Raw genomic sequence first — 26,169 nt, forward strand, 5'->3', positions numbered from 1 at the left:
TATCTATCATCGCGCCGACTTGTTGTCGACAATAAAAATACAAAGCCGACTCGCTCGAGAACTAGAGCGGCAGCTGTGCCGTCTGTCGGTTGTCGGCGGTGATGTAGGAGCGGATCTGGCTGACGATCTGGTCGGCATGGGCCGCGGCAAGCCTATCGGCGCCGTCGATGTCACGATTGATGACCGCCTGGATCATATCCTCGTGCTCGCCAACATATTGGCGCGGCAGCACGTCGTTGAAGGACGAATAGTAGAGCCTGAGGATCCTGCGGCCCTGGTCGAGCAATCGGGTGAAGAGATCCGTGTAATAGCGGTTGCGGCCGGCCTCGGCGATGGCGACGTGGAAATCGCGGTTGGTGGCGATCATCCCCAGCACGTCGCGCGCCTCGACGGCGGTCTGGAATTGCAGCTGCAGCGCCCGGATGCCGTCGATGTCGGATGGCTGATGATTGGCTGCCGCGAGCCGCGTCGTCACGCGGTACATCAGCGTCAGCGCATCGAAGACTTCGCCCAACCCGAGAAAGTCGATGTTGGAGACAATTGTTGTGCGATTGGTGAGTGTGGTGATCAGGCCCTCGGCCGCCAACCGCACCAGCGCCTCGCGGATAGGGGTGCGCGACAGCGAAAAACGGTCCGAAAGCTGCTGCTCATCGACGGGGCTGCCCGGCGCCAGCTTGAGCTCGATAATCTCGTTGCGCAGGGTTTCATAGACCGTCGAGACCCCGTAGCCTCGCTTGTGTACCGGCTGCTTCTCCGTGTCATCCACCAACTGTCGTCCTCCATAGGGTGCCGCAAATTCTAGTCTCTTGCTGCATAGCAGGGAAAAACTGCGGTAGCATCAAATAATATATTCCATGTCGACAACGGCCCATGCGTCGCGCATAAAAAGATGAGGGCTATTGTCATGAATCAAGCGGCCATGTTGGCGTCTTGATATGGCTCGCTCCGTCTCCACGAGATCTTTAGTCTTGTGGGGTGGATGGACGAAAGTGCCGTTATAGATTTATTTGCTAGGCCCGAGGGCCAACTGATTGAAGGGTTGAATGTATGTCGATTGCGACTGAGATCTCGCCGGTAACCGAGGACACGCGCACCAAGCGACTGAAAGCCGCGACGCATGCAGCACATGAGCGCCTGGACAAGCGCATCATGCAGCTCAATCCTTTCGCGGACCGGGAGAGTTACGTTCGCCTCGTCACCATGCAGTACCTGTTTCACCGGGATCTCGATGCCCTGTTCTTCAATGAAGAGCTCGACGCCTTGTTGCCGGATCTCGCCGGTCGCCGGAGGCTGGCTCTCATCGAACAGGATTTTGCCGATCTCGGCGTCGCGATGCCGAACGCGGATAGCGCACCGATATTCGCCAAGGGAGAGAAGGTCGCGCTTGGGGAAGCCCTCGGATGGCTCTACGTGATCGAAGGCTCCAATCTCGGCGCCGCCTTCCTGTTGAAATACGCGGCCAAGCTCGGCCTCGACGAGAACATGGGCGCGCGCCATCTCGCCGGCGCGCCGGAAGGGCGTGGCCTGCATTGGCGCACGTTTACGGCAGCGCTCGATAGCGTGGATCTGAGCGATGATGAGGAACGGGCGGCCATCGCCGGAGCGGACGCCGCCTTCGCGCGTGTCTACGATTTCGCAGAACTCGCCTTCGTCGGGCGCTGACCTCGCCTAGCCCTATCGCTCCAACCTGTGCCGGCGGCCCAGCCGGCTCAGGTCAGGATCAGGAAATTGGCGCAACTCGCATCGACGCTTCCGATGCGGATTCGGTGTTCGGTCGCGGCGGACAGCGGCCGGAAAATAACCCGCTTGGCGGCCTTCGCGCGACGCAGCAATTCTTCACCGGCAAACAACAGCCCGTCTTTCTCTGTCATTTCGTAGGCGACATGGCCGTTATGCCCGTCATCGGCAATAGTGATCGTCCCCAATCCTGAACGCATTATGTGAGCCTCCCTCGCATTGCGCATATCGTGCATTAGGGAGATGAAAAGTTCAATGTACTGAATGGGTTGTCCACCCTTTGGCGAAGGGGTGGCGGACAAAGAAAAAGCCTCGCGAAGGGCGAGGCTGAAGTTTCGGCCGCATCGGGGAAAACGAATGCGACCAAAGCGCTCTTAGCCTATTGCCTGCGTCGTTAACAGGCCAGAATCTGTCGGTTTGGTACGCATCGCAAGAATATCTCGGCCGGCTCTGTGCTTGACGGCGCAAAGATGTATAGACAAAATTCCGCCTGATAACTGGGTCGCCATCGGATTGCCGCCCGACTTTGAGAATACGGGGGTGCCGGCATGCGAAAGCGATTGAACCACGACGCAATGGCTGCGGTTGGTTTCATCGAGCCGTGGAGCGTGAAGGCCGGCTCCGCCACGGGCGCTTTTCTCTCCTGCGTCGATCCGAAGGCAAGCGTCAGGATCGTCACGCTTGATCGCGACGAAGCAGTGGCAGTCGAATGGGAGATCGAACGGCATTCGGATTCGCTTTCGATCCGCGAGTACGAGCTCGGCTCCTGGGCCGAGATTCCGGCTACCGCTCTTCGGTCCGACGTCTATGAACTGTCCCTCGAAATCCACTTCACCAGGAACGAGACAACCAAGCCGGTTATCGCGATCGGTCCCCTGCTCTTGAACCTGGAGCCGGATGGCCGTCTGGTTGCCGTGGTCGAGGGCGAAAGCCATACCATCGCCGAAGTCCGTAACGAGCGATGGTATCAGCTCGACGTCTCCGTTTCGCCGGGCGCGGTAGGTTACAGGGTCAGGCGTGCTGACCAGCAGGTCGCAGCGGAACGTACGATCCCGCGCGTCGCGACGGATATCACCGGGCCGATCTGCATCGGCGGCGTCTCGGATCGATCGCGCCAGACCTTGAACGCCAGGCTCGGCCGCATCCGGCTCACCAGCGCCGACCACGAGACGGAATGGCGCTTTCCCACCCGTGGCCCGGTAAGCGATATTTCGTCCGTGCAGCAGGGCGCCCCTGCGATCATCCTCCACAATACGCCGACATTTGCGGTCGCCTCGCCGCGCTTTACCGGCGAGATCCATGATCCCCGTCTGGCCCCCGATCATTTTGATGCCATCCACCTGCACGACGATGACTTCGGCGGTTTCGACTGGGCGGCGGATCTGACTATCCACATCCCCGACGATGCCCGATCCGGCGTCTATGCGCTCGAGATAAGGACCGATCGCAGCGTGGAGAGGCTGCCTTTCTTCGTTCGCCCGAGGGAGCCTCAATCGAACGTGGCGGTGTTGCTGCCGACCGCGACCTATCTCGCCTACGCCGACGAACAACTGCCGCCGCATCGCTACCCATGGCATGGCAGCGACCGCGCGCATCTGTTCGCGATCGACAACAATTTCCTCAGCCTCTACGACACGCACAGCGATCTCAGCGGCGTCAGCTTGACCTCGAGCCGGCGCCCGCGCGCGACGCTGAGGGACGACTATCATTACCCTCTGTCGAACTCGCCGCATCTGCTCTCTGTCGATCTGCAACTGCTAAAGTTTTACGCGCGGCATGGCATCGCGGTCGATGTGCTGACCGATCGCGATCTTCACGACGAAGGCGTCGACAGCCTCTCGCCCTATCGCCTGGTGCTGACAGGCAGTCATCCGGAATACTGGTCGTCGACGATGATGAACGGGCTGGATCGCTATCTCGGCTCCGGCGGCAGCCTCGGCTATCTCGGTGGCAACGGCTTTTACTGGGTGGTCGCCTTCGACGGCGACAAGATGGAACTGAGGCGCGGAAAGAACGATATCTGGAGTGGCCGGCCGGGTGAGATGCACCTCTCGATGACGGGCGAGCCGGGCGGAAACTGGGAAGATCGCGGCAACCGCCATCCTCAGGCGCTTGTTGGTGTCACCTATGTGATCATGAGTTTTGGCCCATCAAGACCTTATCGCCGCTTGGAGGGGAGTTACGGCGCCGAATATGCCTGGTTGTTCGATGGTGTCGGCGAGGTTTTCGGCAATAGCGGCACGGTTCTTGGCGGTGCGGCGGGGTATGAGGTGGATGCGGTGCTGCGCTCGGAGGAAACGCCCGCCAACCTGGTTCGGCTGGCGGTCGCCGATGGCTTCGACGACAGCTTTCAGGTGCGCCCCGATCTCTGGCTTGCCTATGGTGAAGCAGAGCGGGCCGCGATGCGGCGATCGGATATGACGATCTATCGGCACGAGGCCGGCGGATTGGTGTTTTCCGCCAGTTCCGTCGCATGGATCGGCGCGCTGCCGGCGCCGGGAGAAGACAACGACGTCGGCCGCATCATGCTCAATCTCGTCGGCCGCTTTACGGTCTAAAGCGCGTCGTCCTGCTGCGAACCAGCGCGGATCGCCGCCAGCACTTCCTTCTGGATGGAAATGAAGTCCGAGGTCGAGATCATGTCCTGATGTCGCGGGCGCGCCAGGCCGACGTGGAAAGTCGCGTTGATCCGGCCGGGATTGATGCTCATCGAAATGATGCGGTCGGAAAGGTAGACGGCTTCTTCGACGTCATGGGTGACGAACAGCACCGTCAGGCGATGTTCTTCCCAGATCTGCGTCAACAGCTCCTGCATCTGGTGGCGCGTCAGCGCATCCAGCGCCCCGAAGGGCTCGTCCATCAGGAGCATCTTCGGCCGATAGGACAGCGCGCGTGCGATGGCAACCCGCTGCTTCATGCCACCGGAGAGCTGCGAGGGGAAGGCATCAGCGAAACGGTCGAGCTTTACCAGATTGATATGGTGCCGCGCGACTTCCCTGCGTTCGGCGGCCGAAAGGCCTGCCGCCTGGAGCGCGAACTCGACGTTCTGCTGTGCCGTCAGCCAGGGCAGCAGCGTATAGGACTGAAAGACGACACCACGGTCGAGGCCGGGGCCGACGATCGGCGCGCCATCGGTCAGGAGCACGCCGTCATTGAACTTCTGCAGGCCGGCAACGATCGACAGAAGGGTGCTCTTGCCGCAGCCGGAGGCGCCGACCAGCGACACGAACTCGTTGTCGGCCAGTTCCAGATCGATGTCGCTGAGGGCGTGAACACTTCGCTTGCCCGATCCGTACCACTTGTTGAGCGATTGGATCTTGAGTTTCGGTTCAGTCATATCAATGTCTCGACGTATAACGGAAGAAAACACGCTCGAGAGCCTTCATGCTTTGATCGGTGATCAGACCAAGTATGCCAAGAAGCAGGATGTAGCCGATGATCGTCTGCGTCTGGAAATAACGCTGGGACACCACGATGCGGTAGCCAAGCCCCGAGGTGGCCGCGACAAGCTCGGCCAGAACAAGCCAAGTCCAGGCCCAGCCCATGCTGATCCGGAGCGTGTCCCAGATCCCCGGCAGCGACGACGGCAGAACGATGCGCCAGAGGATCTTCGGTTCCGACAGGCCGAGTGTTCGCCCAAGCCCGACGAAGTCTGGCGGCACGCGCTTGACGCTGTCCATCACCATCAGCACCTGCTGGAAGAACGTGCCGATCCAGATGATGACGAATTTCTGGATGTCGCTGGTTCCAGCCCACAGGATCGTCAGCGGTACGAAGGCGACGACAGGCATGTAGCGGACGAAGTCGATAAACGGTTCGATCGCCGCTTCCCAGGTGCGGTAGCAGCCGATCATGATGCCGATCGGGATCGCCATCAGTGACGCCAGCGCGAAGCCGACGAGCATTCGGTAGATGCTGATGCCGGCATCGTTGAGCAACGTCCCGTCGAGTGCCAGCTCCACCATCTTGGTCCAGACAGCGCCTGGGCTCGGAAGGAAGATGGGCTTGACCCAGCCGGTCGCGGTCGCTGCCCACCAAAAGGCAAACAGCAGTGCGAAGACGCACACCGCGATCAGGAGGAACGTTTTTGCGCCGAGCGGATCACCGATGCGGAATGCACTGGGCGGTCGCCCGACACCCGCGCGCGAGGACGCGCGGGTGTCGGTGCTGGCAGACGAGGATTGTGATGCCGACATGGATGATCCGTCTTGAGTAGCGCGTTACTTGTTGGCCGCGTCGACGAAGGACGAGTCGATCATCTGTTCGGCCGTCACGTCCTGGGTCAGGATCTTCGCGAGCTTGGCAGCCTTCAAGACATCGACGAATGTCTTGGTCTTGAACTCGCCGGCCAAGGCCTTGGACGCTTCGGCGGTCGTGTAATACTGCACGCCGTCGAATGCGGTTGCGAGGTCCTCAGGCGAGGCGCCCACGGCCTTGGCGATGATCGCGCGGTCCTCGGCGGTGTTGGCCTTGTAGTCGGCGAGCGCCGCGTCCCAGGCCTTCAGCATGGCCAGAACCTGGCCCGGCTTGGACTTCAGAACGTCTTCGCGAACAACCAACACGTCCGATACGAGGCCGGGATCCTTGCCGGCTTCGAAGAGAAGCTTGATGGCCTTGTCCTGCGCGCGTGCGGTCGAGATGTAGGGCTCGTAGGTCACGGCAACCGGAACCCGGCCGGCGATCAGAGCGGAACCCGCATCGGCGGCCGGCATTGGAACGCGGGTGATGTCGTCGATGGTCATGCCGTTGGCAGCGAGCGCGTAGTTCAGCAAGATGTCGCTCGTCGTGCCTTCTTCATAGGCAACGCTCTTGCCCTTCAGATCGGCGACGCTGTTGATGTCGTTGCCGGCGAGAATGGCGTCGGCGGTCAGGCTGAAGTCTAGGAGCGAGACGATCTTCACCGGCAGGCCGGCGGCGACCATGCCCATCGCGGTGTGGGTCGCGATGTTGGCTGCATCCAGCTGGCCGCTGGCGAGCGCCGCGTTCAGGTCCTTGTCTTCGGTGAAGTTGACGAGTTCAACTTCTTCGAGACCGGACTTCTTGAACAGATCCTTGCTGGCGGCGACGTGCCACTGGCCGTAGCCGAGCCACGGCTCGATGCCCAGCTTGAAGGTGCCAGCTTCCGGCTTGGCGGGAATGTCAGCTGCTGCAGCCGGGACGGCCTGCGTGAGAGCGCCGATCACGCCGGCGACGATGGCCAGGCGCGACATGTGAGACTTGATGGATGCGTATGTCATGGTAACCCCTCTTTTCTAAGATGATGTGTTCGCTAGGCTCGAAGCCGAGACGTCATTCGTGCGTTTTGTCTGTTCAGCCTATATTTTGGGCGGTCGGTCGAACAGCATTATGTATAGTCATTTCTTTGCCCGAACTTGTAAATGTGAATCTGCGTGATACCGCCAATTGGCGCCTCGCAAAGTCAGAAAACCTCTACCCCTCTATGAATGTGCCTGTCGATTTCGGCAATCGCCGATGTCGCGTTTTGGCGAATTCTTGATGTTCGAAAGCGCTCATCTCATGCCTGCTCCGGATCGATCGCGTCGAGGAACCGGGTCACGATATCCGTGTCCTCTATCGGCTCGCTGCCCACCATGACAGCCGTTGAAAAGCCGATCAGCGAGGAGGTCGGATTATGCGTGGCCGCGCCTGCGCGAAGGTTCATCACCAGCGTCGGGCAGAGGAAGAGCCCGAGCCGGATTACCGTCCTCCAATCCGCTGGAAGCAGCGCTCGGGTCTTCAGCTCCGTAAGCAATGGCTTCCAAAGCGCAGTTGCCTTGATGTCGAGAAGGCCCTGACGGACCGCGCTCGGCTGCCAGTCGAAATCGGCATGCAGTGTGCCATCTGTGTAGCGCGCCCGGGCTTCGAATTTCTGCTCGGCCAACGCCGGCTCGTAGAGCCAGAGCGGGTGCGCGAAGATGTTATGGAAAGTGGTTTTAACCTCGGCAAGGAGCGTCGGAATGTGCTCGCCGGCGAAAGCCGGGTCGAAGAAGGCGAGCGATGCGCCGTCCTCGCTCTTGCGATACCAGACGTTTGCGTTGTGGGCGTCGCCATGGGCGGTGACGCCGCCGGCATCGGCGAGGCGAAGCGGCGCAAGGCGATTGTGCGCATCGTCAAAAAGCTCGCCGACCGTCTTTTCATAGGCGATGCCGTTGACGACGAAACGCGCCGCCGCGAATTCGCTCCAATCGAGCGAAACGCCGGGGAAGGCGAAGTGCTTGCCGATGTAAAAGCTCTCGTAGCGCCCACCCGGGAATGTCGCGCCGGGTTCGCTGACGAGGCGGGCGGAAAACAGCCGGTTCACGGGTTCCTCAGCCACCTGCTCCGGCGTCACCGGGTGCAGCGTTTCCAGGTAGACCTTGAGCACGGCCTCACTGAGCTTGCGCTCGGCATCCACCGCCTCAGCGGCTGCCGCCGTGTCCGGCTCGAGATCGATCGCGCGCAGGACGTCGGAGAACCTGGGGTCGAAGCGGCGCTTGTAGACGAGGATCTGTTCGCCGGGCAGGGTCGACATCATCACCGGCTGATCGACGGGAAGTCCCGCGCGCGTCAGGATGTCGGCGCGGTAATACTCGCCGCCCATCTTCTCCTCGCCTTCCTCCTGGTGGAATTTGAAGAAGTATTTCTCCTCGCCGCTTTCGAAGAAGCCGTTCAGCGAGTTCAGGCTGTACTGGTCGAAATTGATCGCGAGATTCTGTGCATCGAGCTCGAACAGGTCGAAGAGCAGCTCGGCGAGAAGTGTCTCGGCCACGCCATCGCGCTTCTTGGCGTGATCGCGGATAATGGCGGTTCGGCTGTTCGTCTGGCTCATGAAATGCGCTTCTCGAATAAACTGGGTGTTGATGCGTGTTGTCAGGCAGGCTTGTGGGTCGGGCGATACCGGCTGCCGAGGGAGTAACGGCTGCCGACATGAGTGAAGGTGTTGACGGTCGCGACCGTGGCGCCGGTCCAGGTCTTGCGGTGCAGGACGAGGCAGCTGTCGCGCTCGGGCATCTGCAGCAGCCGCGCCTGCTCCGGCCCGGCCGGCACCGCGCTGATCAAGTGCTCGACCTCTGTCAGCGGCGTGCAGCGCTGCAGATATTCCAGCGTCGCGATCGAGGTGAAGTCCTGATCGAGATAATGCGGGACGAGAGCGGGGTTCACATACCGCTCCTCCAGTTGCACCGGAATGTCATTTTCGAAATGCACGACGAGTGAGTGGTCGACGGGCTTGGTCTGATCGAACTCGAATGAGCTGACAATCGCGGCTGCGGGATGCTCTACGCGCTCGAGCAGGATGACACCGGCGCGATGCTTGCCGCCGCGATCTCGGATCTCGTTGATGATGTTGCTGACTTCGATCAGCGTCGACTGCGCCTTGGGCGGCGCGACGAAGGTGCCGACGCCCTGGACCCTGCGAAGATGGCCTTCCGAGGTGAGTTCGCGCAGCGCACGATGGACGGTCATTCGGGAGACGCCCAGCGAATTCACGAGATCGTTTTCGGAGGGCAGCCGGGCATTCTGCGCCCACTTGCCGCTGCCGATGTTCGCCAGCACAAAGTCCTTGACCTTCTCGTAGAGCGGCGATGCCGAATCCGAAAGTGCACTCAATGACAAACTCTCCAGTTCGTTCTCGTGAACGGCTATCGCGTGGCGAACCTCAATCCGCGATCTCGACGATGGTCTTCAATTTCTGGCTCTGGCCCTTGAGCAGCCGCTGATAGGCATCCGGGACATCGTCGAGCGAGGCCAAGATCTCGCTGAATTCGATGAGCGCCGGTTCCAACTCAGGCAGCAGGGCGATCGCTTCCGGCAGCTCGGACGCGAAAGCGTGGCAGCCGACCAGCGATATTTCCCTTTCGACCAGGATATTCGGATCGAGATCCAGCTTGCCATGGCTGATGCCGACAAGCGCCAAGGCGCCCCCACCGGCAAGCAGATCAAGGCCGGCGGCAATCGCATGAACATTGCCTGTCGCATCGATGGCATAGCGTAGCCGTTCGCCATTCAGCGCGCTGTCGATCGCGGCCTTGTCCAGAGCGACAGCCGTCCCGCCACAGATGCGCGCGACCAGCGCCGCGCGCTCGGCATTGGTGTCGGCAAACAGAAGCTTGCCCCCATGAAGCCTCGACAGCAGCAGCCCGCTCAAGCCGCCGATCGTGCCGCAGCCGATAACGAGAACCGGTTCATTTTGTCTTGGGTTGAGCCGTCTCACGGCATGCAGCGCTACCGCCAGCGGCTCGGCCATCGCCGCGACCTTGGGTGCTAGCGATGGCTCATGCTTGAAGAGCAGCTTTGCCGGCAGCTGAACATGCTCGGCAAACCCGCCGTCGCATGCTTCGCCGACGAAGCCCAGCGCCTCGCATATATTGCTGCGGCCGGACATGCAGGCGGGGCAGGTGCCGCAATAGACGCGCGAGTCGGCCGCCACGTAGTCGCCGACATTGAGATGCTCGACACCTTCGCCGACATCGGTCACCCGGCCGCAAAACTCGTGGCCTGCCGTCGACGGGCGCCTGCTGATCCACTGGCCGGTGCGATAGTTGTGCAGATCGGAGCCACATATGCCGGCGGCGCGGACCTCCACATTGACGAAGTCGCTGGGTGGCGCCGACGGCGGGTCGATCGTTTCGACCCGCAAATCCCCAGCATCGTGGAGGCGCACCGCTTTCAAGGGCTCAGCCTTTCGTCTTCAGGTAGGCGTCGCGCACGTCGGATACGGCGTTGGCGTGCGAAGAGAAGCCTTCGTACAGCGCAAGTTTATGAGCATGCGCGGCGAACTCGGGATAAGCAGGTGCCGTGACGTAGCCGATCGAGCTGCGCTTGACGAAGTCGGTCACCGAAAGCGGGCCATAGGTGCGGGCCCATCGGCTGGTCGGCAGAACGGCGTTCGGGCCCAGGCAGAAATTGCCGATGCTGACGGGCGTGTGCGGTCCGAGCAGGATCTCGGCGGCCTCGGTGATGTGGCCGAGATGCGCGAAGGCGTCGGTGGAGAGAATTTCCAGGTGTTCGGGCGCATAGGCGTTGACGAAGGCGTAGCTCTCCTCGATCGAGGAGGTCAGCACGACGCCGCCGCACTTTCCTGTCAGCACCGTCTTGGAAAAGCCGACGCGCTGTTCCGTCATCCGGCCCCAATGCTCCGGGAGCGCCGCGATGGCTTCTTCCGCAACACGGCGGCTGTGGGTGACGAGATAGGCGGACGAATCCGGGCCGTGCTCGGCTTCGATCAGGAGGTCGAGTGCTGCAAGACCGCCATGCACGGTGTCATCGGCGAAGATCATCGCCTCGGAAGGGCCGGCCGGCAGGCCTGTGTCGATCACGCCGGAGAGGAGGCGTTTCGCGGCGACGACCCACGGGCTGCCCGGTCCGACAATCTTGAGCGCCGGCTTGATCGTTTCCGTGCCGTAGGCGACTGCGGCAACGGCCTGCGCGCCGCCAACCTTGTAGACGGTGTTGACCCCGGCAAGACGGGCCGCGACCAATGTTGCGGCATCAACGCTTCCATCCGGCGCCGGCGGGGTGACGATCGCAAGGTTCGGCACGCCGGCAACCACGGCCGGAACCGAGGTCATCATCGTGACCGAGGGGAAGGAGCCCTTTCCGCGCGGCACGTAGAGCGCGACGGACTGGATCGGCGTGAAGCGGTCGCCGGCGAAGGCGCCCGGGCGAATTTCCTTCAGCCACATGGCCTCGGGTTTCTGCTCCTCGTGGAAGGTGCGGATGTTCGATATGCCGAACTTGATCGCCTCGATGACGTCGTCCTCGACGAGCTTGAAGGCAGCATCGAACTCGGCCTCGGTCACCTGGATCGAGCTCTCCGACACGTCCGCCTTGTCAAGCTCGCGGCCGAAGCGCGCAACGGCCCGGTCGCCTTCCGTGCGAACCGCCTCGAGGATCGGGCCCACCTTCTCGATAAAGCCGGAGATGTCGGTCTCCGATCGGCGAAGCAGAGCCGATTTCTCGTCTGAAGAAAGCTTCGAATATTCGTAAAAGGAGACTTCAGTCATTGTGCACGTAACCTTGTTGGCGTCTTGGGCAAGCGCCGGCGAAAACCCAGCAATGGGCACAGCTTCGCCGCCGATGTCCGTTCGATCGGCTGTCTACTCAAACCAGTGGCTCAGGTCGAGGATTGATGTTCCGCTTTATTTATTTTGACCGAATGAAACATGTATATACATGCCATGTCAACGCACTTTACGCCGAGAATTGTGCGCCGCAACTGATACCCGATCACGCGTCAGATGGAAGCGAGGAAACCGCCATCGACAGGCAGGCAATGGCCGGTGATATAGCCCGCCGCATCGCTGGCGAGGAACACGACGGCGCCCCCGAGATCGGCTGCTTCGCCAAAGCGGCGCTGGGGGATCCTTGCCAGCATGCGCGCCTGCCAGTCCTCGTCCTCATAAAAGCCGTCGGTCATCGCTGTCCTGAAATAGCCAGGCGCGATTGCGTTCACCCGGATACCGGCCTCTGCCCATTCGGCGGCGAGCGCACGTGTCATCCCGAGCAGGCCGGATTTGGATGAGCCGTAGGGAACGGCAGTGGGTACGCCGACAAAGGACGTCAGCGAGCAGAGATTGATGATGCTGCCGCCGGTCTCCTGCTTGGACATGCGCTTCGCCGCCGCCTGCGACCAGAAGAATGCGCCCTTGAGATTGGTTCCGACAATGCGGTCCCACAGCGCTTCGTCCACATCCAGCGAAGGCGAGACCTGCTCGATGCCGGCATTGTTGACGAGGATGTCGATCCCGCCGGTCAGAGCGCAGGCGTGTTCCAGCGCGGCGTCGATCGAGGTAAGGTCGCTGACATCCTGCGCGACGGCGATGCAGTGCACACCCCGGCCTTCAACCTTTGCCTTCGTATCCTGCAGCGACGCCAACTCTCTCGCCGTTATGCAAAGGTCCGCGCCCGCATCCGCCAGCGCAAGGGCGATCGCCTGGCCAAGGCCGCGACTGGCGCCGGTCACGACGGCGACCCGCCCCTTCAGATTGAATGAATGTCCGGACATGTGATCCCTCCGATGTTGCGCCGAGGAAAGCATCTTTCCGCGATCATATCTATACATATAACGGTCGTGGATGATGGCGCCGCTGTCACTGGCCTTCGTCGGGGATGTTCAGCAGATGTCCGCAGGCCTTGCAATGCACGGCGTCGGCATCATGGCGCTGCAGGCCGCATTGCGGGCAAGGGAAGTTCACCTTGTAGGGTCGAACGACCGCCTGCGCGAGGCGGACGAAGAGCGAAATGCCGACGATCATGGTGACGATCGATGTCAGTTTTCCCATGACGCCTGGCAAGGTGATATCACCAAAGCCTGTCGTCGTGACCGTCGCCACGGTGAAATAGAGGGCATCCACGAAGCCTTCCCATCCGCCCTGGCCGTAGAAGAATGTCGTGTAGACGAAGCCGGTGACGATGAAGAGGAAAACCACGAGGTTGACGCAGGCGCGCACGACGTCCAGCAGATGCGCGCAGCCAAGCCGCCGCAACCCCTCCTTCAGAAATGGGCTGTTGCCGATCGCCCAAATCCGCATGGCCCGCAGGAAGGTGAAGTTGAAGAGCAAGTCCGGGAGCAGCAGTGTCGCCAGGATGAAGAGATCGATCCAGCTCATCGGGCGCTTCACGAAGGTCTTTACGCTGCCGGCGACGATGGCCTGGGCGATCAGCTCGATCGCCACCCACACGGCAATCATATAGTCGATGATGAGGTAGGAAGGCCCGGTCCGCAGATATGGGCCGAACAGGAAGAAGGCCAGAATGGCGAGGTCCACAAAGGCAAGCAGACCCTGCAGCTGAAGCGAACGGATATCCCTTCCGCGCTGCAGCCAGTTCAGTTGCTTTCGGAGTGTCTTGACGATGCCGACTGCATCGCCTGAATCGGTATGCGCGTTGCTCATGCGCCAGAACTATCAATCGCTTTCAGCTTTTCAACCGCCAAGCTGGACGGAGATAGAATCTGGGCGGCAACATACGGCAACTGCAACGTGTAGTTTGCCTTGATCCTGCCACGCTGGCGACATTTGGGTGTTACATGCGCGTAGTATCCCTCCTTGCAACAAAGGAGTGTGCCATGCAGGACATGACCATGTCGGAAGTGTTGAGGGATCCGATGATCCGCCAGATGCTGCGGGCCGATCGGATCAGCCTCGGCGTTTTCGCCGAATTGCTCGAAACGGCGGCCAAAAAGCGCGCGCATGCCTTTTCCGCAAACAGAACGGCCGCGTTTTGCGCCGGCATGCGTGCCGAAAAGGCTGAAACACAGGCCAAGACGGCGTCTTGAGCCACGGTCTACCGACGCCCGGTTTCGGGCGTTGAAAGCTACTTCATCGCATAATCGAAAGTTATGGACCCGTCCCTGCCCCGTAGGGACGGGTTTACCGATCCGTAACCCCACGGACCACGGTGTTTGGGACCGCTGTCCGTTTGATGGCATTGCTTCATGTTGCCATGCAACTGAAAGTACGTTGCTTGGTTAGCTGGTAAGGTTACCAGCCGCGCGATGGGGACAATACATGCCTTGAAGGCAATACTGCCTGCCAAAGCCTTGCATCCACCGTTCTGAGCCGACGGATGCAAGATCTTGTTCGTGGCGTTGCAGTCTAGATGCGGCGCTGCGTGGCCTTGTCGAAGAAATGCACGTTCGGCGATTTCAGCGAGAGCTTGACGACCTGGCCCGGTGTCAGGTCGGCGCGTTCGCGCATGACCCAGGTGATCTCCTTGCCTTCGACCTCAAGCGCGACATGCGTTTCAGACCCGGTCGGTTCCACCACGCTGACGGTTGCCGGCACGCCGCCGTCTTGCGCGAAGGCGAGGTCCTCAGGGCGAATGCCGACGATGACGTCGCGGCCATCGGCGTTTGCAGCGCCCTGCGAGAGCTCGACCTGTTGGCCCGATGGCAGTACCAGTCGCGGTGTGTCGCCACCCGTCAACTTGCCTTCGAGGAAGTTCATCGCCGGCGAGCCCATGAAGCCCGCGACGAAGACATTCTGCGGCCGGTCGTAGAGTTCCAGCGGCGTGCCGATCTGCTCGACCTTGCCGCCCTGCAGCACGACGATCTTGTCGGCCATGGTCATGGCTTCGATCTGGTCGTGCGTGACGTAGACGATCGTGGTCTTCAGGCGCTGGTGCAGGGCCTTGATTTCCGCGCGCATCTTGACGCGTAGCTTGGCGTCGAGGTTGGAGAGCGGCTCGTCGAAGAGGAACACCTTCGGATCGCGCACGATGGCGCGGCCCATGGCGACGCGCTGGCGCTGGCCGCCGGAGAGCTGCGCCGGCTTGCGGCTCAGCAGCGGCTGGAGGCCGAGGATGCCGGCAGCCTCGCCGACCTTCTTGTCGATCTCCGCCTTCTTCGCGCCGGCCAGCTCCAGCGCGAAGCCCATGTTCTGCGCGACCGTCATCTGCGGATAGAGCGCGTAGTTCTGGAACACCATCGCGATGTCGCGATCCTTGGGCTGCAGATTGTTGACGACGCGGCCGCCGATCGAGATCTCGCCCCCGGTGATTTCCTCCAGCCCGGCGATCATTCTGAGCAAGGTCGATTTTCCGCATCCGGACGGGCCAACGAGAATGACGAACTCGCCATCGGCGATATCGACGTCTACGCCGTGAATGATGTCGACGGCACCGTAGGATTTCTTGACGTTTCTAATGGCCAATCCGGACATAGAATTCCTCCCTGTGAGACCTGCTCAACGCTTGCTGCGCACGCGAAGTGCCAGATATGGCTTGCCCGGCAGCTCGACGCCGAATGCCGCATCCGCCTTGCCGCCGCGCACGATCGCGCCGTGGCGTGTCGGATGCGGGATCGGTGCTTCTACCTTCTTGGCGGGTGTGATCGTCATGTTCCACGTGTCGATGATGTCGACCTCATAGTTGTCGCCGTCTTTCGGGAAGCCCGAGGACCAGACGACGGGCTGATGCTCGCCGAGATAGATGTAGCGCAAGTCGGTGCTGCCATCACGCACGCCGGAAACGCGGGTCCACGGCCATTCGCCGACGGCGCCCATGGGATCCAGACCGTGTGTCACGTCCTGCTCCAGGAGGTCACGGAAGAAGCCGATGCGCTTCCACGCTTCGCCACGCAGCTCGCCGCCCTTGGCCCACCAGATTAGGTCATCGGGATGCGAATAGGTCTCGCCGTGGCCTGCATAGCCGCCGCGCGTCACGGTGATCCAGAAGCGGTGCACCAGTTCCTGCGCCGTCAGGTTGCCCCAGCACTGAACAATGTTGCCTTCATACTCCGGCTCGTCGTTGACGACGGGTTTGCCATAGGCGTCGCGCCAGGTCTGCGTCAGCTTGACGTCGGGGTTCTGAATGCAGGTATGCGTAACCCATGGCTTACGGTGATCGAAGTTCATCGATACTTCGCCGTTGTGGATCGACTTCAGGTGCTGGTAGGGATCGTTTTCTTCCAGGATATGGAAGTAACGGTCCCACTGCTCGACCGGCTTGGTGTCGAGCAGGAAGTCGTATTCGTTGGCGAGCGCCCACCAGACGTTGCGATAGGCCGCAAGACGAGCCGCGAGATAGGCGACATAACGGAAGTCCTGCTCGGCCGACATGTCGGCATAGCCCCAGCGATCGTAGGGGTGGAACATGATGATGTCGGCTTCGATGCCGAGTGCACAAAGGGCTGCGACCTGCTGTTCGAAATGGCGGAACATGACCGGGTTCGGACGATCGAAATCTTCCTTGCCGTCGGCGCCATTTTCAAATGAGGGATAGAGCGGTTCGTTGGTGTTATAGGGGTAGTCCTTTGGGAATACGCCCATGCGGATCTTGTTGAAGCCTGCGGTCTTCAGCGTCTCAAGCGTCTGCGCCTGCATCTCGAGCGGCTGGTGCGTCCAGGCATAGCAGGTCGTGCCGAAGGAGAGGAACGGCTTGCCGTCGGCATAGGCGAAATGGAACTTGTTGCGCACCCGAACCGGGCCATGGTTGCCCGCAGACGGTGCGGTCGCTACGAATGCGCCGGTCTTGCCGTTGAGCTCAGCGGTCTGCGAACGCGTCTGGAACGACCATTCGCCTTCGACGTCAGGCATGAAGCGCACGCGATAGACGCCATCGCCATCATAAAAGCCCGGCACGCGAACTTCGCGGCTCTTGTGGGTGAAGACGGCATCGAGGCTCACGTCGATATAGGGATTGCCGCCGGACGGGCCGTTGAAGGCCGCTTCGAACACACCCCATTTTTCGACTGTTGCTGTGGACATGAAAGATCTCCTCGAAAGACTTTAAATTTCGGTCGCTCAGCCTTTGACCGCACCAGAAGTGAGGCCGGAGACGAAGTACCGTTGGAAAATGAGATAGACGAGCGTCGCGGGCAGGACCGTCATCACGATGGCGGCGTTCAACTGGCCGTAATCGCTGGAGAACTGGCCCTGGAAGGACATCAGCCCGAGCGGCAGCGTCCACATGTGCTGGTCCTGAAGAAGCACGAGCGCCATCGCGAATTCGTTCCAGGTGGACACGAAATCGAGGATGAGGAGCGCAGCCAGAACCGGCAGGCAGACCGGCAGGAAGATGCGCCGGAAGATGGTGAAGTGAGTGGCGCCGTCGATGAGTGCTGCCTCGGACAGCTCTTTCGGCAGGCCCTTGAAGAAGCCGTGCAGGATGAAGACCTGGTAGGGAACGCCGAAGGCGATGTAGGGCAGGATGACGCCGGGATAGGTGTCGATCAGGCCGAACGAGTTAACCAGCGTGAAGAGCGGCGCCAGCATGACCTGGAATGGGATCATGGTTCCGAAGACGACGATGAGCAGCAGGAGCTTGCTTACTTTCATCTTGATCTTCGCCAGTGCGTAGGCCGCCATCGCCGACATGGCGAGGCCAAGCGGCACCTTGAAGACGGTGATGATCACGCTGTTCATGAACGACTCGGCGAAGTTGCCGCGGCTCCATGCGCTTGCGTAGTTCTCGAAGGCGAACTCGACCGGCGGCATGAACGCGCCGGTGCTTGTTACCGCCGCCTTCGTCTTCAGCGATGTGAAGACGATGAAGACGAAAGGTGCGAACCAGATAAGCGCGACGATGATCAGCGCGATCCACAGGCCGATCAGGACGGGGTCACGGCCGGGCTTGTTCGTGGTGGTGATGGTTTCAGACACAGAGATCGGTCCTGATGATGTCATCGTCATTATTCGGTGTCCTCATGCTTCTGCGTCCAGCGCAGGTACGGCACGACGATCGCGATGGTGATCAGCAGCAGGACGACCGAGATGGCGGCGCCGCGACCGAAGTCGAAGATCTGCATCGCCTGCGTGAAGGCCCAGAGCGCCAGCATCTGCGTGGATTGCGCCGGTCCGCCGCCGGTGAGGCCGTAGACGATATCGAATGCCTTCAGCGACGAGATGATCGAGAGAACGAGCACGATCGTCATCGTGGTGCGCAGCGCCGGGAAGGTCACGTGCTTGAAGATCGCCCAGCGGCCGGCGCCGTCGATGCGGGCGGCTTCGATCAGCGTCTGCGACACGTTCTGAAGGCCGGCGAGGAACAGCACCATCGAGAAGCCGACGGACTGCCAGAGATAGGCGACGAAGACCGAGTAGAGCGCGATGTTCTTGTCGCCGAGCCAATCCTTGATCCACATCTGCAGACCCATATTGGTCATGAGCTGGCTGAACAGGCCGAAGAAGGGATCGTACATCCACTTCCACATCGTCGCGACCGCGATCGGCGCGATGATGACGGGGAGGTAGAAGATGGCGCGAAACGTGTTGCGGCCGAAGATCTTCTGATTGAGCGTCAGCGCGAGAAGAAGGCCGACCATCGGCGGGAAGGCCACCGACATGATGGTCCAGATGACCGTGTTCTTGAAGGCGACCCAGAACACCGGATCGCGCGCGAAGATGTACTGGTAGTTCGCCAGACCGACGAATGGGCGTTGCGGATCCAGTCCGTTCCATTTCTGGAAGCTGAGGACCACGACGTTCAGCATCGGGTAGAGCGCGAAGACCGCGTAGATCGCCATGGCAGGCGCGAGCAACAGGAGCGCCTGGAAGCGCGGGTCGTGTGTTCGATTTTTCAGTGACATGGGTATCTGCTCCGCGCGACGTGTGTCTGGCGAGTGGCATTGGATTGAGCGGTGGTCGGTCCCAGCGAGGTGTGGGACCGACCAATGTCCTGGGAGGACTTAGGTGCGACCGGCGATGAACGTCTGCAGCTGCTTTGCTGCATCGGCCGGTTCGGTGTTGCCGGCTGCGACGTCGTTGATCACGCGGAAATACTCGGTCGTGACGTCAAGCGGGAAGGCCTGGTCGCCGTTCATGTAGACCTTGCCGTAGGTCTTGAAGACATCCAGCCATTCGGCTTCCAGCGGCTTCTGGTTCGCGTACTGGACGTTCTTGTTGACCGATGTCGAGCTGATCTGGCCGACGAGATCCTGCTGGACCTTGGTCGACAGGAAGTAGTCGAGGAACTTCGCGGCGAGATCCGGATGCGGGCTCTTGGTGCTGATGTAGTTGTACTCGGCAAAACCGTAGAGGCGCTGCGTGTTGGTCGGGAACGGGAACATGCCGTAGTCGTCGAGGTTGGCGCCGCTGGTTTCCAGCTGGCTGACCAGCCAGTCGCCTTCGAGCATCATCGCCGCGCGTCCTGCCGTGAACAGGCTATAGGACTGCTTGTTGTCGATGCCCATGAAAGGCTGCAGCGTATAATCCTTCGTCCACTTGGCGAATTCGGTGAAGGCGTCGGTGGCGCAAGGCTCCGTGGACCAGTCCGCCTTCATGGCCTTCAGCGCGTCGTGCTTTTCGGCACCGCATTTCGTTTCCAGGATGACGTCCATCAGGCGCATGACATGCCAGTTGACCGATCCGCCGAAGGTGAAGGCGGGAATGCCGGCAGCTTTCAGTTTTTCGGCGTCGGCCAGAAACTCTTCATAGGTCTTCGGCTCTTCGGTGATGCCGGCCTGCTGGAACAGCTTCTTGTTGTAATAGACAGCTTCGCCCTTGAAGGTGAAGGGAACGCCATGCTTGCCACCCGGATAGAGGTCTGCGAATGCGGCAGCAGCCGGCAGCAGCTCATCGTTCCACTTGTATTCGGTGTAATATTTGTCGAGCGGCGCCGAGAGGCCAGCCTTTACATATTCGCCGCCCAGGCCAAGCCCTGCCCAGCTGAAGTAGATGTCGGGGCCCTTGTTCGAGCCGGCCGCGACACGCAGCGCGGTCTTGTGCTCATCGATGGCGCGCTGAACGATTTCAACCTTGGTGCCGGGATTTGCAGCTTCGAAGTCGGTTGCGACCTTCTTGAGCGCGACGTTGGCGGCGTTGTTGTCGAAGTTCAGCGTCCAGAGCGTCAGGTCTTCCGCCTTCAGGCTCGTGGCAGTGATCGCGAGCACGGATAGCGTGGCCATGAGTGTAGTCTTGATCGTCATTAAACCCTCCCTTGTGCGGTCCTCTCCGCTAATGTGCACACTCTCGAAAATTCCGATTGGAGTCAAGACTTATTTCGAAAATGAACAAAGTCGATTGCATAAATAGCCATAGTCGGGCTTAATATTTCGAAACGGCGGATAACGCTTATGAAATAGGCGCGATTATTTTCTAATCAGAAATATGTTGCCGTCGAGTGGCGAGTCAGGCCTATTTCATGGAGAGGAGCTATGAATGGTTGGCATCAGGGAACTTTTCGAGGATCAGACCGCGCCGGCGGGGCGCATCGTGCGCGCCATCGCGGCAATCGGGTCGGCGACCGCGACGCAACTGGTGAAGTCGACGGGGTTGGCGCGGTCGACCGTGTCCACGCTTCTCACCGAGCTGAAAGACAGTGGCGTCGTTCTCGACGTCGACACGAAAAGCAATGGTTTCGGACGACCGTCGCAGCTCTTGTCGTTGAACCCGGCGGCGGGTCGCTGCGCCGGCGTGCTCCTCGGGCTTGGTGAGATTCGGATCGCGATCTGCGATCTCGCCCACACCGTGTTGTCTGACATCTGGTTCGCGATGGATACGGACTATACGCCTGATGACGCCGCCAGATGCGTGCGCGCCAGCCTTGAGGAGCAATGTGCCTTGCTCGGCATTGATATGTCCGAGCTGCTGGGTGTGGGTTTGGCGATTTCCGCGCCTGTCTCCTATGACGGCGAAATCCTCAACGGCTCCATCTTGCCGACATGGTGCGGCACCAATATCGCCAATGTGTTTTCCGAGCAGCTCGGTTGCCCGATCCATGTCGAAAACGAGAGCCATTGCGGCGCGCTTGCGGAAATGACCTGGGGAGCCGCGGTCGGGGAGACCAACTTCGTCCTTTTCAAGTTCGACCTCGGCATCGGCGGCGCCATCGTCATCGACAGCACGGTGCAGCGCGGCGCTCATGGATATGCCGCCGAGTTCGGCCACATGTCGCTTGATCCCCGCGGACCGCTATGTCGCTGCGGCAATCGTGGCTGTCTCGAGACCTTCGCCGGCGGGTTCCAACTGCTCAGATACGCCGAGCAGTCCTTCGGCGCGCCCGTCAGCATCGAGCAATTCGTCGAACGCGCGCGCAATGGCGATCCCGGATATGCGCGGCTTGTCGATGATGCAGCCGAGATGGCGGGCTGGGGAATGGGGATAGCCTTTACCATCCTCAATCCGCCGCTGTTCATCATCGCCGGCAAACTGGCTGAGGTCGGGGAGAGTTTCATCGATGGCCTAGAGCGAAGTTTCGCCCGCCACTCCGTCGCCCCGCCCGCCCATTCTCCCGAAAAGCGCAGGCCTCGCTTCGTGGTCGGCACCTTCCGCGGCAACGACGACACGGTCATGGGCGCGGTGGCGCTCGTGCTGAGGCAACACGGACGGATCGCCAATGAAGCGTCGCCCGTTTCCTGATTGCCGAAACGGCGGTTCGGCGAAGGCCTATTCCGCCGACAGGGCGTTTCGGATGCTCGATATGACCATGGTGGCGGACGCCGCTCCAGGGTCGATATGGCCGAGGGACCGCTCGCCGAGCCGCGCCGAGCGCCCTTTGCTCGCAACCATTTCCTTGGTCGCATCGCGACCCTGTTCGGCCGCTTGCAACGCCTGCGAAAGGCATTGCCGCAAGCTGTCGCCGCGTGCTCTGGCCTCTTCGCAAGCCGCGGCGGCCGGTGCCCAGGCATCCACCATCGTCTTCTCGCCGATCTCGGCCTTGCCGCGGTCCTGAATACCTTTTGCCAGCGCGGCGAAGACGTCGAGCAGATCCTCATCGCTAAGAGTAGCCTTGCCCTTCACCGCTGCGCCGGCGCGCATGAAGGCGGTCGCGTAAAGCGGGCCGGAAGAGGCGCCGACAGCATTTAGGAACGCCTTGGCAGCCGTGTTGAACAGCGTGGTCGGGTCTGTAGCGGCAGCGTCCAGCGCGTCGGTCGCCTTGGCCGCAGCCGTAAAGCCGAGCTCCATCGCGATCCCATGGTCAGCGTCGCCAATGACGCCGTCCAGCTGGCACAGATTGTCTCGTTCGGCGGTCATCACATCGGCGATGTCCTGGAAGAGGCGCTGAAGATCCTTGGTGGTCACGTCACCCATCAGATCGCCTTTCCGCTGCGAAACATCGCGCAGTCGCAAGGATGATCGATCAGCGTCTGCAATTCGTCATCGAGCGCCATAAGCGTGACCGATGCGCCGGCCATTTCGAGAGAGGTGCAATAATTGCCGACGAGCGAGGTGTGAATGACAACGCCAGCCTCGTCCAGCCGTGCCTTCACCCGGCGCATGATGATGTAGAGCTCCATCAGTGGCGTCGAACCGAGCGAGTTGATCAGGACGGCCACGCGCGTACCCGGCGCGATGTTGGCATCCTTGAGGATCGCATCGAGCAGTTCGTCGGTAACAGCATCGGCCGGTCTCAGCGTTTCGCGCGAGACGCCAGGCTCGCCATGGATGCCCATGCCGACTTCCATCTCATCGCCGCCGATCTCGAAATTCGGCCGCAATGTCTGCGGCAGCGAGCAGGGGGACAGGGCGACGCCCATGGTGAAGGTGTGGTCGTTGGCCTTGCGCGCGACGCGCTCGACCTCGTCGAACGCGTACATCAGATCACAGGCAGCACCGGCCGCCTTGAAGACGAAGACGTTGCCGGCCACGCCACGGCGCTTTTCTTTCTGGTCGCGCGGTGCGGAGGCGACGTCATCGGTGGTCACGACGGTGCGCACGTCGATATCGTCCATGGCAAGCATTTCAGCCGCCATGTCGAAGTTCATCACGTCACCGGCATAGTTGCCGTACATGAAGAGAACGCCGGCGCCATGATCGGCCGCCTTTGCACATTCGATGATCGGATCGGGCGGAGGCGAGGCAAAGACGTTGCCGACAGCGGCCGCGTCCGCGAGCCCCTTGCCGACGAAGCCGAGGAAACTCGGCTCGTGGCCGGAGCCACCGCCGATCACCAGCCCCACCTTGCCATCGCGAGGCCCGTTTTTCGCAACAATCGATCGCGGCGATCCTTCGATGGCGTAGAGATGATCGGGATGTGCCGCGAGGATGCCCTCGAGCATTTCGTCGACCGCCGCGCCGCCGTCATTGATAAGCTTTTTGGTCTTCACGCTGGTCCTCCCGATTGCTGCGTCTGGAAGGCTATAGCTACGCCTTCCAGACGCAAGATCAATCCGAAAGCGCGACGGAGGTCGCCTGATTTGGGGAAAGAGTGAGCACGCCGCCCATCAGCGCGTCGGAGAGCCTGAGCGATCCCAGATCAACCTCCTGGTCCTGGCCGGTGATGTTGACGATCCAGAGTGTTGCGCCCGTCGCCGCCTTCGTCGCGAACGCAAGAACGCGCGATGGGTTGGAAGATAAGCACTCCCGCCACTCGGTGCCGGCGAGACCGGCGAGTGTTTTGACCGCGTTGAAGAGCGGGCGGCGCCCATCGGCGGTGAAGGGCTCATCCTGTCCGGCAAGGAGGCCGAAACTTCCGGTCACAGCCGAGAGCGTCAGGCATTCCAGCTCGGCGTCCAGCACCTTCGACACATAGCCCATCGCGAAGGCTTCCGCGAAAAGAACGTTGTGACGCGGATCGGTGTTGGCCATCGGTATCCGGCCGCCCTTCGGGTTGTCCATGGTTCGGCTCCCATAGGGATTTTGCCGCATGGGAATGGTCGATGGGCCGATACGATAGGGCTTGTCGCCATAGATGGCGCGGACCGATCGCGTGATGAAGGGCAGGGCCTCCAATGTCTGCATGACGCTGAGGTCGTCGGCGGCATGGACGATCGGATTGGTGCAATGGCTGATGAAGGCGAGCGGCTCTGAAGGAACGCGCTTGCGGTTGAGTTCGGTGAAATAGCTGAGCATGCCGCCGCCGATGCGGATATCGGGGAATGCCGCATGCGCGGCCTCGTAGACATCTTCGAGCGGCGGGCATTCCGGCCACTTGCTGCCCGGCGGGGTGGATTGGCGGTCGACCGATGGCGAGATTATGATCGCGTCCGGCTTGAAGCCGGCATCGCGCATCTGCGTTGCGATCAGCTTGGTTTCGTCGAGGAGCGGCTGCTTGCACGGCAGGGCGATCTCAAGCGTCGAGGTACCGGGATGAAGTCCGGCCACCTCGGCGAAGCGCTTGAAGGCTTCCGCCCCATGGCCGGCTGTCGGGTCAAAGTGGAAGAGCAGTTCCTGCGGCTTGATCTCGTCGAGCACCGCGCTCGCCTTGACCACGGCGTCCGCTTCTTCCGGCGTTACGATCATGCCGATCGCGGGCATGCGTCCGCTGCGCTCGCCGAGCGTCAGTGTCGTCAGCGACGAATGCCCATTCGTCGTCGCGGCCAATGGCTTCGGGCGCTTGTCGGCAATATCGAGGACGATGCGCTGTTTGACCGTTTCATCCGCCGGGATCTGGTAGGGCCAGGGCAAAGCGAGTGGGCGCACATAGGTCTTGTAGGAGGCATCCGACCAGTTGCGCTGGTCTTCCATCTCGAACACGTCACCTTCCATGCCGCATCGCGCGGTCACGTTGGTCATGACGGTATGGGTGATCGCGCTCATGTTCATGAACGGCTGCCACGGTTCGATCAGGTCGGGGAACCGCGTTTCGACGCGCTGTCCGTCGGCATGCTCGACGGTCACGGGCGCGCCGGCAACGCCGACGATCGGGTGGAGAATGCAGAAACCACAGCGGTTCGTTTCAAAGCCCGTACCGGAGATGGCATCCGCTTCGAAAACGAGTGGCGAGCCAGCTTGCGCCGAGATGCGCACACCGATCGCCAGCTCGGTCGCATCCGGTCCCTTGCAAAGGGCGGTGTAGCGAACCGAAAAGGCATCGTCGCCCTGCTCGATGGTCAGGTCGGCGATCTCGGGCGAATAGGTGCCCCAGTCGCGGTCACGCACGAGATAGGAGACGGCGCGCAGCACCTCCACGCCGTCATAGGCGATCGAGCGCAGATTGCCGTCGCTGAGATCAGCGGTCAGCCTGCCCGCAGTGAGGCGGACCGGTTTCTGCTCGAGCGCATGCGTTCCGTAAATGCGGAAGCTGTCCGACGACGTGCTCATCGCAGCATCGCCTTGACATCGACCGTCTGGCCGCTGGCTGCGCTGTCATAAGCGGCCTCGACGAGTGCGAATGTCTTGAGATTGTCCGCGCCCGAGGTCGAGGTCTCGCCGCCGGCGGCCAGCCGTTCGGCCCAGTGCTGCTGAATGGCGTAGACGCTTTCCTGGATATTGTGCCAGGGGCGCGATGCCCATGAGAGCAGCGTGGGCGACACGTCCGAGATCTCGGTGCCGTTCTTGCCGGTCACTTCGAGCTTGTAGCCCTGGACCAAGCGGATGCTGCCTTCGGTGCCGTCTAGTTCGATCAGCGTCTCGGGGAAGGGCTCGGTCGAGAGCTTGGAGGCATAGCTGACATCGACGATCGAGGTGGCGCCGTTTTCATGGTCGAGCAGGATCGTGGCGACGTCCTCGCCCTTGATCTTGGGGTTGACCCGCTTCGTGCGGGCGCTGAGCGCTGCCACGTCGCCCAGGATATAGCGGGCGATATCGAGCGTATGGATGCCGAGATCTTCGATGATGAAGCGCTCGCCTTCCGCGAGATAGGGCTGACCCGAAAAGACGTCATAGCCCGAACGGAACGAGAAGCGGCCCCAGAAAGGCTGGCCGATGGCGCCGGATTCCAGAACCTTCTTCACGGCCTGGATCGGCGTCTGCCAACGGAAGTTTTCGTGTACCATCAGGGGCAGCCCGGCATCGACGCAAACCTTGACCATGGCCTTGGCGTCGTCGAGCGTCTTTGCGAATGGCTTCTGGCAGATCGCCGGCACATTATGCGCGGCGGCCATCTCGACCAGAGCGCGGTGGCTCTGGACGGTGGTGGCGATGTCGACGAAATCGAAGCCGCCATCGGCGAACATCTGGGCCGCATCGCTATAGCGCCTGTCGATGCCGAACTGGTCGCCGACGATTTTCAGCCGCTCGGGGTCGCGATCGCAGATCGCCACGATCGAAGCCCCGGCCACGTCCTGCCACGCATGCATCTGGTTGACCGCGAAAAAGCCGCAGCCGATGAGTGCGCCATTCAATTCCGTCATTG

The 26,169-nt window shown here is 61.3% G+C and carries 24 protein-coding genes; 4 read left to right on the forward strand and 20 right to left on the reverse strand.

Translation table 11 applies throughout. The annotated features are described in order from the left end of the window. Positions 1-61: 61 nt before the first annotated feature. Positions 62-766: a GntR family transcriptional regulator gene (locus tag J5286_RS28470; RefSeq protein ID WP_209193392.1), complete on the reverse strand. Its 705-nt coding sequence runs from the start codon at positions 764-766 to the stop codon at positions 62-64. 281 nt (positions 767-1,047) lie between these two features. Between J5286_RS28470 and J5286_RS28475 the strand changes: the two genes are divergently transcribed. Beyond that, positions 1,048-1,662, forward strand: a complete 615-nt coding sequence (locus J5286_RS28475) for a biliverdin-producing heme oxygenase (RefSeq protein ID WP_209193307.1) — start codon at positions 1,048-1,050, stop codon at positions 1,660-1,662. A gap of 47 nt (positions 1,663-1,709) precedes the next feature. Here the strand turns inward: J5286_RS28475 and J5286_RS28480 are convergent, their stop codons facing one another. Beyond that, on the reverse strand, positions 1,710-2,039 hold the full coding sequence (locus J5286_RS28480) for a hypothetical protein (RefSeq protein ID WP_245206612.1): 330 nt from the start codon (positions 2,037-2,039) through the stop codon (positions 1,710-1,712). A 246-nt stretch (positions 2,040-2,285) separates the two neighbouring features. Here J5286_RS28480 and J5286_RS28485 point away from each other — a divergent pair, with 246 nt between their 5' ends. Next, positions 2,286-4,295, forward strand: a complete 2,010-nt coding sequence (locus J5286_RS28485; RefSeq protein WP_245206613.1) for a N,N-dimethylformamidase beta subunit family domain-containing protein — start codon at positions 2,286-2,288, stop codon at positions 4,293-4,295. On the opposite strand, the gene J5286_RS28490 is transcribed toward J5286_RS28485, so the two are convergent. From J5286_RS28490 to J5286_RS28530, 9 genes are all read right to left on the reverse strand, one after another. Next, complete coding sequence (locus J5286_RS28490; protein WP_018896797.1) at positions 4,292-5,074, reverse strand: ABC transporter ATP-binding protein; 783 nt, start codon at positions 5,072-5,074, stop codon at positions 4,292-4,294. The genes J5286_RS28485 and J5286_RS28490 overlap by 4 nt on opposite strands. Before the next feature lies 1 nt (position 5,075). Beyond that, the gene (locus J5286_RS28495) at positions 5,076-5,933 is read right to left on the reverse strand and encodes an ABC transporter permease (RefSeq protein WP_113236043.1); all 858 of its coding nucleotides are present in this window, start codon (positions 5,931-5,933) and stop codon (positions 5,076-5,078) included. Between the two features lie 24 nt (positions 5,934-5,957). Further along, a complete protein-coding gene (locus J5286_RS28500) occupies positions 5,958-6,974 on the reverse strand; it encodes an ABC transporter substrate-binding protein (protein WP_209193308.1) in 1,017 nt (338 codons plus the stop codon). Between the two features lie 278 nt (positions 6,975-7,252). Beyond that, positions 7,253-8,545: a cupredoxin domain-containing protein gene (locus tag J5286_RS28505; RefSeq protein WP_209193309.1), complete on the reverse strand. Its 1,293-nt coding sequence runs from the start codon at positions 8,543-8,545 to the stop codon at positions 7,253-7,255. A 41-nt stretch (positions 8,546-8,586) separates the two neighbouring features. Continuing rightward, positions 8,587-9,324 carry a histidine utilization transcriptional repressor HutC gene (hutC, locus tag J5286_RS28510; RefSeq protein WP_209193310.1) on the reverse strand — a complete coding sequence of 246 codons (738 nt, stop codon included), beginning with the start codon at positions 9,322-9,324 and terminating at the stop codon, positions 8,587-8,589. Positions 9,325-9,373: 49 nt separating this feature from the next. Further along, complete coding sequence (locus J5286_RS28515) at positions 9,374-10,387, reverse strand: zinc-dependent alcohol dehydrogenase (RefSeq protein ID WP_209193311.1); 1,014 nt, start codon at positions 10,385-10,387, stop codon at positions 9,374-9,376. A 4-nt stretch (positions 10,388-10,391) separates the two neighbouring features. Next, the gene (hisD, locus tag J5286_RS28520; protein ID WP_112436544.1) at positions 10,392-11,720 is read right to left on the reverse strand and encodes a histidinol dehydrogenase; all 1,329 of its coding nucleotides are present in this window, start codon (positions 11,718-11,720) and stop codon (positions 10,392-10,394) included. Between the two features lie 230 nt (positions 11,721-11,950). Beyond that, entirely contained in the window at positions 11,951-12,721 is a 771-nt protein-coding gene (locus tag J5286_RS28525; RefSeq protein WP_209193312.1) for an SDR family NAD(P)-dependent oxidoreductase, read from the reverse strand. 85 nt (positions 12,722-12,806) lie between these two features. Further along, entirely contained in the window at positions 12,807-13,610 is an 804-nt protein-coding gene (locus J5286_RS28530) for a potassium channel family protein (protein ID WP_209193313.1), read from the reverse strand. 173 nt (positions 13,611-13,783) lie between these two features. Here J5286_RS28530 and J5286_RS28535 point away from each other — a divergent pair, with 173 nt between their 5' ends. Then, on the forward strand, positions 13,784-13,993 hold the full coding sequence (locus J5286_RS28535) for a hypothetical protein (protein ID WP_209193314.1): 210 nt from the start codon (positions 13,784-13,786) through the stop codon (positions 13,991-13,993). A 319-nt stretch (positions 13,994-14,312) separates the two neighbouring features. On the opposite strand, the gene J5286_RS28540 is transcribed toward J5286_RS28535, so the two are convergent. The 5 genes from J5286_RS28540 to J5286_RS28560 all read right to left on the reverse strand — a co-directional run bounded on the left by J5286_RS28540 (position 14,313) and on the right by J5286_RS28560 (position 20,080). After that, the gene (locus J5286_RS28540) at positions 14,313-15,377 is read right to left on the reverse strand and encodes an ABC transporter ATP-binding protein (protein ID WP_209193315.1); all 1,065 of its coding nucleotides are present in this window, start codon (positions 15,375-15,377) and stop codon (positions 14,313-14,315) included. A 24-nt stretch (positions 15,378-15,401) separates the two neighbouring features. Further along, positions 15,402-16,922, reverse strand: a complete 1,521-nt coding sequence (locus J5286_RS28545) for a DUF5060 domain-containing protein (protein WP_209193316.1) — start codon at positions 16,920-16,922, stop codon at positions 15,402-15,404. A 36-nt stretch (positions 16,923-16,958) separates the two neighbouring features. Next, a complete protein-coding gene (locus J5286_RS28550) occupies positions 16,959-17,840 on the reverse strand; it encodes a carbohydrate ABC transporter permease (protein ID WP_245206634.1) in 882 nt (293 codons plus the stop codon). A gap of 5 nt (positions 17,841-17,845) precedes the next feature. Next, on the reverse strand, positions 17,846-18,742 hold the full coding sequence (locus J5286_RS28555; RefSeq protein ID WP_209193318.1) for a carbohydrate ABC transporter permease: 897 nt from the start codon (positions 18,740-18,742) through the stop codon (positions 17,846-17,848). Positions 18,743-18,841: 99 nt separating this feature from the next. Then, on the reverse strand, positions 18,842-20,080 hold the full coding sequence (locus tag J5286_RS28560) for an ABC transporter substrate-binding protein (protein ID WP_037185902.1): 1,239 nt from the start codon (positions 20,078-20,080) through the stop codon (positions 18,842-18,844). 232 nt (positions 20,081-20,312) lie between these two features. Here J5286_RS28560 and J5286_RS28565 point away from each other — a divergent pair, with 232 nt between their 5' ends. Then, entirely contained in the window at positions 20,313-21,512 is a 1,200-nt protein-coding gene (locus tag J5286_RS28565) for an ROK family transcriptional regulator (protein WP_209193319.1), read from the forward strand. Between the two features lie 27 nt (positions 21,513-21,539). Here J5286_RS28565 and dhaL read toward each other — a convergent pair whose 3' ends face one another. Genes dhaL through J5286_RS28585 form a run of 4 tightly spaced genes read right to left on the reverse strand, consistent with a single transcriptional unit; the run spans position 21,540 to position 26,167 of the window. Next, positions 21,540-22,184, reverse strand: a complete 645-nt coding sequence (gene dhaL, locus J5286_RS28570) for a dihydroxyacetone kinase subunit DhaL (protein WP_209193320.1) — start codon at positions 22,182-22,184, stop codon at positions 21,540-21,542. Then, positions 22,184-23,200, reverse strand: coding sequence for a dihydroxyacetone kinase subunit DhaK (locus tag J5286_RS28575; RefSeq protein WP_209193321.1), 1,017 nt, complete (start codon positions 23,198-23,200; stop codon positions 22,184-22,186). The genes dhaL and J5286_RS28575 overlap by 1 nt, the downstream gene beginning before the upstream one ends. Positions 23,201-23,258: 58 nt before the next feature. Next, positions 23,259-25,136 (reverse strand): D-apionate lactonase, encoded by a 1,878-nt coding sequence (gene apnL / locus J5286_RS28580; protein ID WP_209193322.1) that lies wholly within the window; start codon positions 25,134-25,136, stop codon positions 23,259-23,261. Next, positions 25,133-26,167, reverse strand: a complete 1,035-nt coding sequence (locus tag J5286_RS28585) for a Gfo/Idh/MocA family protein (RefSeq protein WP_209193323.1) — start codon at positions 26,165-26,167, stop codon at positions 25,133-25,135. Before J5286_RS28585 ends, apnL begins: the two co-directional genes overlap by 4 nt. Positions 26,168-26,169 lie beyond the last annotated feature (2 nt).

Source organism: Rhizobium sp. 16-488-2b, assembly GCF_017741815.1.
GTDB lineage: Bacteria > Pseudomonadota > Alphaproteobacteria > Rhizobiales > Rhizobiaceae > Rhizobium.

Excerpts from the sequence above, each read along its gene's own strand:
- J5286_RS28475 (WP_209193307.1), top strand. The coding sequence starts at position 1,048 with ATGTCGATTGCGACTGAGATCTCGCCGGTAACCGAGGACACGCGCACC.
- J5286_RS28485 (WP_245206613.1), top strand. The coding sequence starts at position 2,286 with ATGCGAAAGCGATTGAACCACGACGCAATGGCTGCGGTTGGTTTCATC.
- J5286_RS28490 (WP_018896797.1), bottom strand. The coding sequence starts at position 5,074 with ATGACTGAACCGAAACTCAAGATCCAATCGCTCAACAAGTGGTACGGA.
- J5286_RS28495 (WP_113236043.1), bottom strand. The coding sequence starts at position 5,933 with ATGTCGGCATCACAATCCTCGTCTGCCAGCACCGACACCCGCGCGTCC.
- J5286_RS28500 (WP_209193308.1), bottom strand. The coding sequence starts at position 6,974 with ATGACATACGCATCCATCAAGTCTCACATGTCGCGCCTGGCCATCGTC.
- J5286_RS28505 (WP_209193309.1), bottom strand. The coding sequence starts at position 8,545 with ATGAGCCAGACGAACAGCCGAACCGCCATTATCCGCGATCACGCCAAG.
- hisD (WP_112436544.1), bottom strand. The coding sequence starts at position 11,720 with ATGACTGAAGTCTCCTTTTACGAATATTCGAAGCTTTCTTCAGACGAG.
- J5286_RS28525 (WP_209193312.1), bottom strand. The coding sequence starts at position 12,721 with ATGTCCGGACATTCATTCAATCTGAAGGGGCGGGTCGCCGTCGTGACC.
- J5286_RS28530 (WP_209193313.1), bottom strand. The coding sequence starts at position 13,610 with ATGAGCAACGCGCATACCGATTCAGGCGATGCAGTCGGCATCGTCAAG.
- J5286_RS28535 (WP_209193314.1), top strand. The coding sequence starts at position 13,784 with ATGCAGGACATGACCATGTCGGAAGTGTTGAGGGATCCGATGATCCGC.
- J5286_RS28540 (WP_209193315.1), bottom strand. The coding sequence starts at position 15,377 with ATGTCCGGATTGGCCATTAGAAACGTCAAGAAATCCTACGGTGCCGTC.
- J5286_RS28545 (WP_209193316.1), bottom strand. The coding sequence starts at position 16,922 with ATGTCCACAGCAACAGTCGAAAAATGGGGTGTGTTCGAAGCGGCCTTC.
- J5286_RS28550 (WP_245206634.1), bottom strand. The coding sequence starts at position 17,840 with ATGACATCATCAGGACCGATCTCTGTGTCTGAAACCATCACCACCACG.
- J5286_RS28555 (WP_209193318.1), bottom strand. The coding sequence starts at position 18,742 with ATGTCACTGAAAAATCGAACACACGACCCGCGCTTCCAGGCGCTCCTG.
- J5286_RS28560 (WP_037185902.1), bottom strand. The coding sequence starts at position 20,080 with ATGACGATCAAGACTACACTCATGGCCACGCTATCCGTGCTCGCGATC.
- J5286_RS28565 (WP_209193319.1), top strand. The coding sequence starts at position 20,313 with ATGGTTGGCATCAGGGAACTTTTCGAGGATCAGACCGCGCCGGCGGGG.
- dhaL (WP_209193320.1), bottom strand. The coding sequence starts at position 22,184 with ATGGGTGACGTGACCACCAAGGATCTTCAGCGCCTCTTCCAGGACATC.
- apnL (WP_209193322.1), bottom strand. The coding sequence starts at position 25,136 with ATGAGCACGTCGTCGGACAGCTTCCGCATTTACGGAACGCATGCGCTC.
- J5286_RS28585 (WP_209193323.1), bottom strand. The coding sequence starts at position 26,167 with ATGACGGAATTGAATGGCGCACTCATCGGCTGCGGCTTTTTCGCGGTC.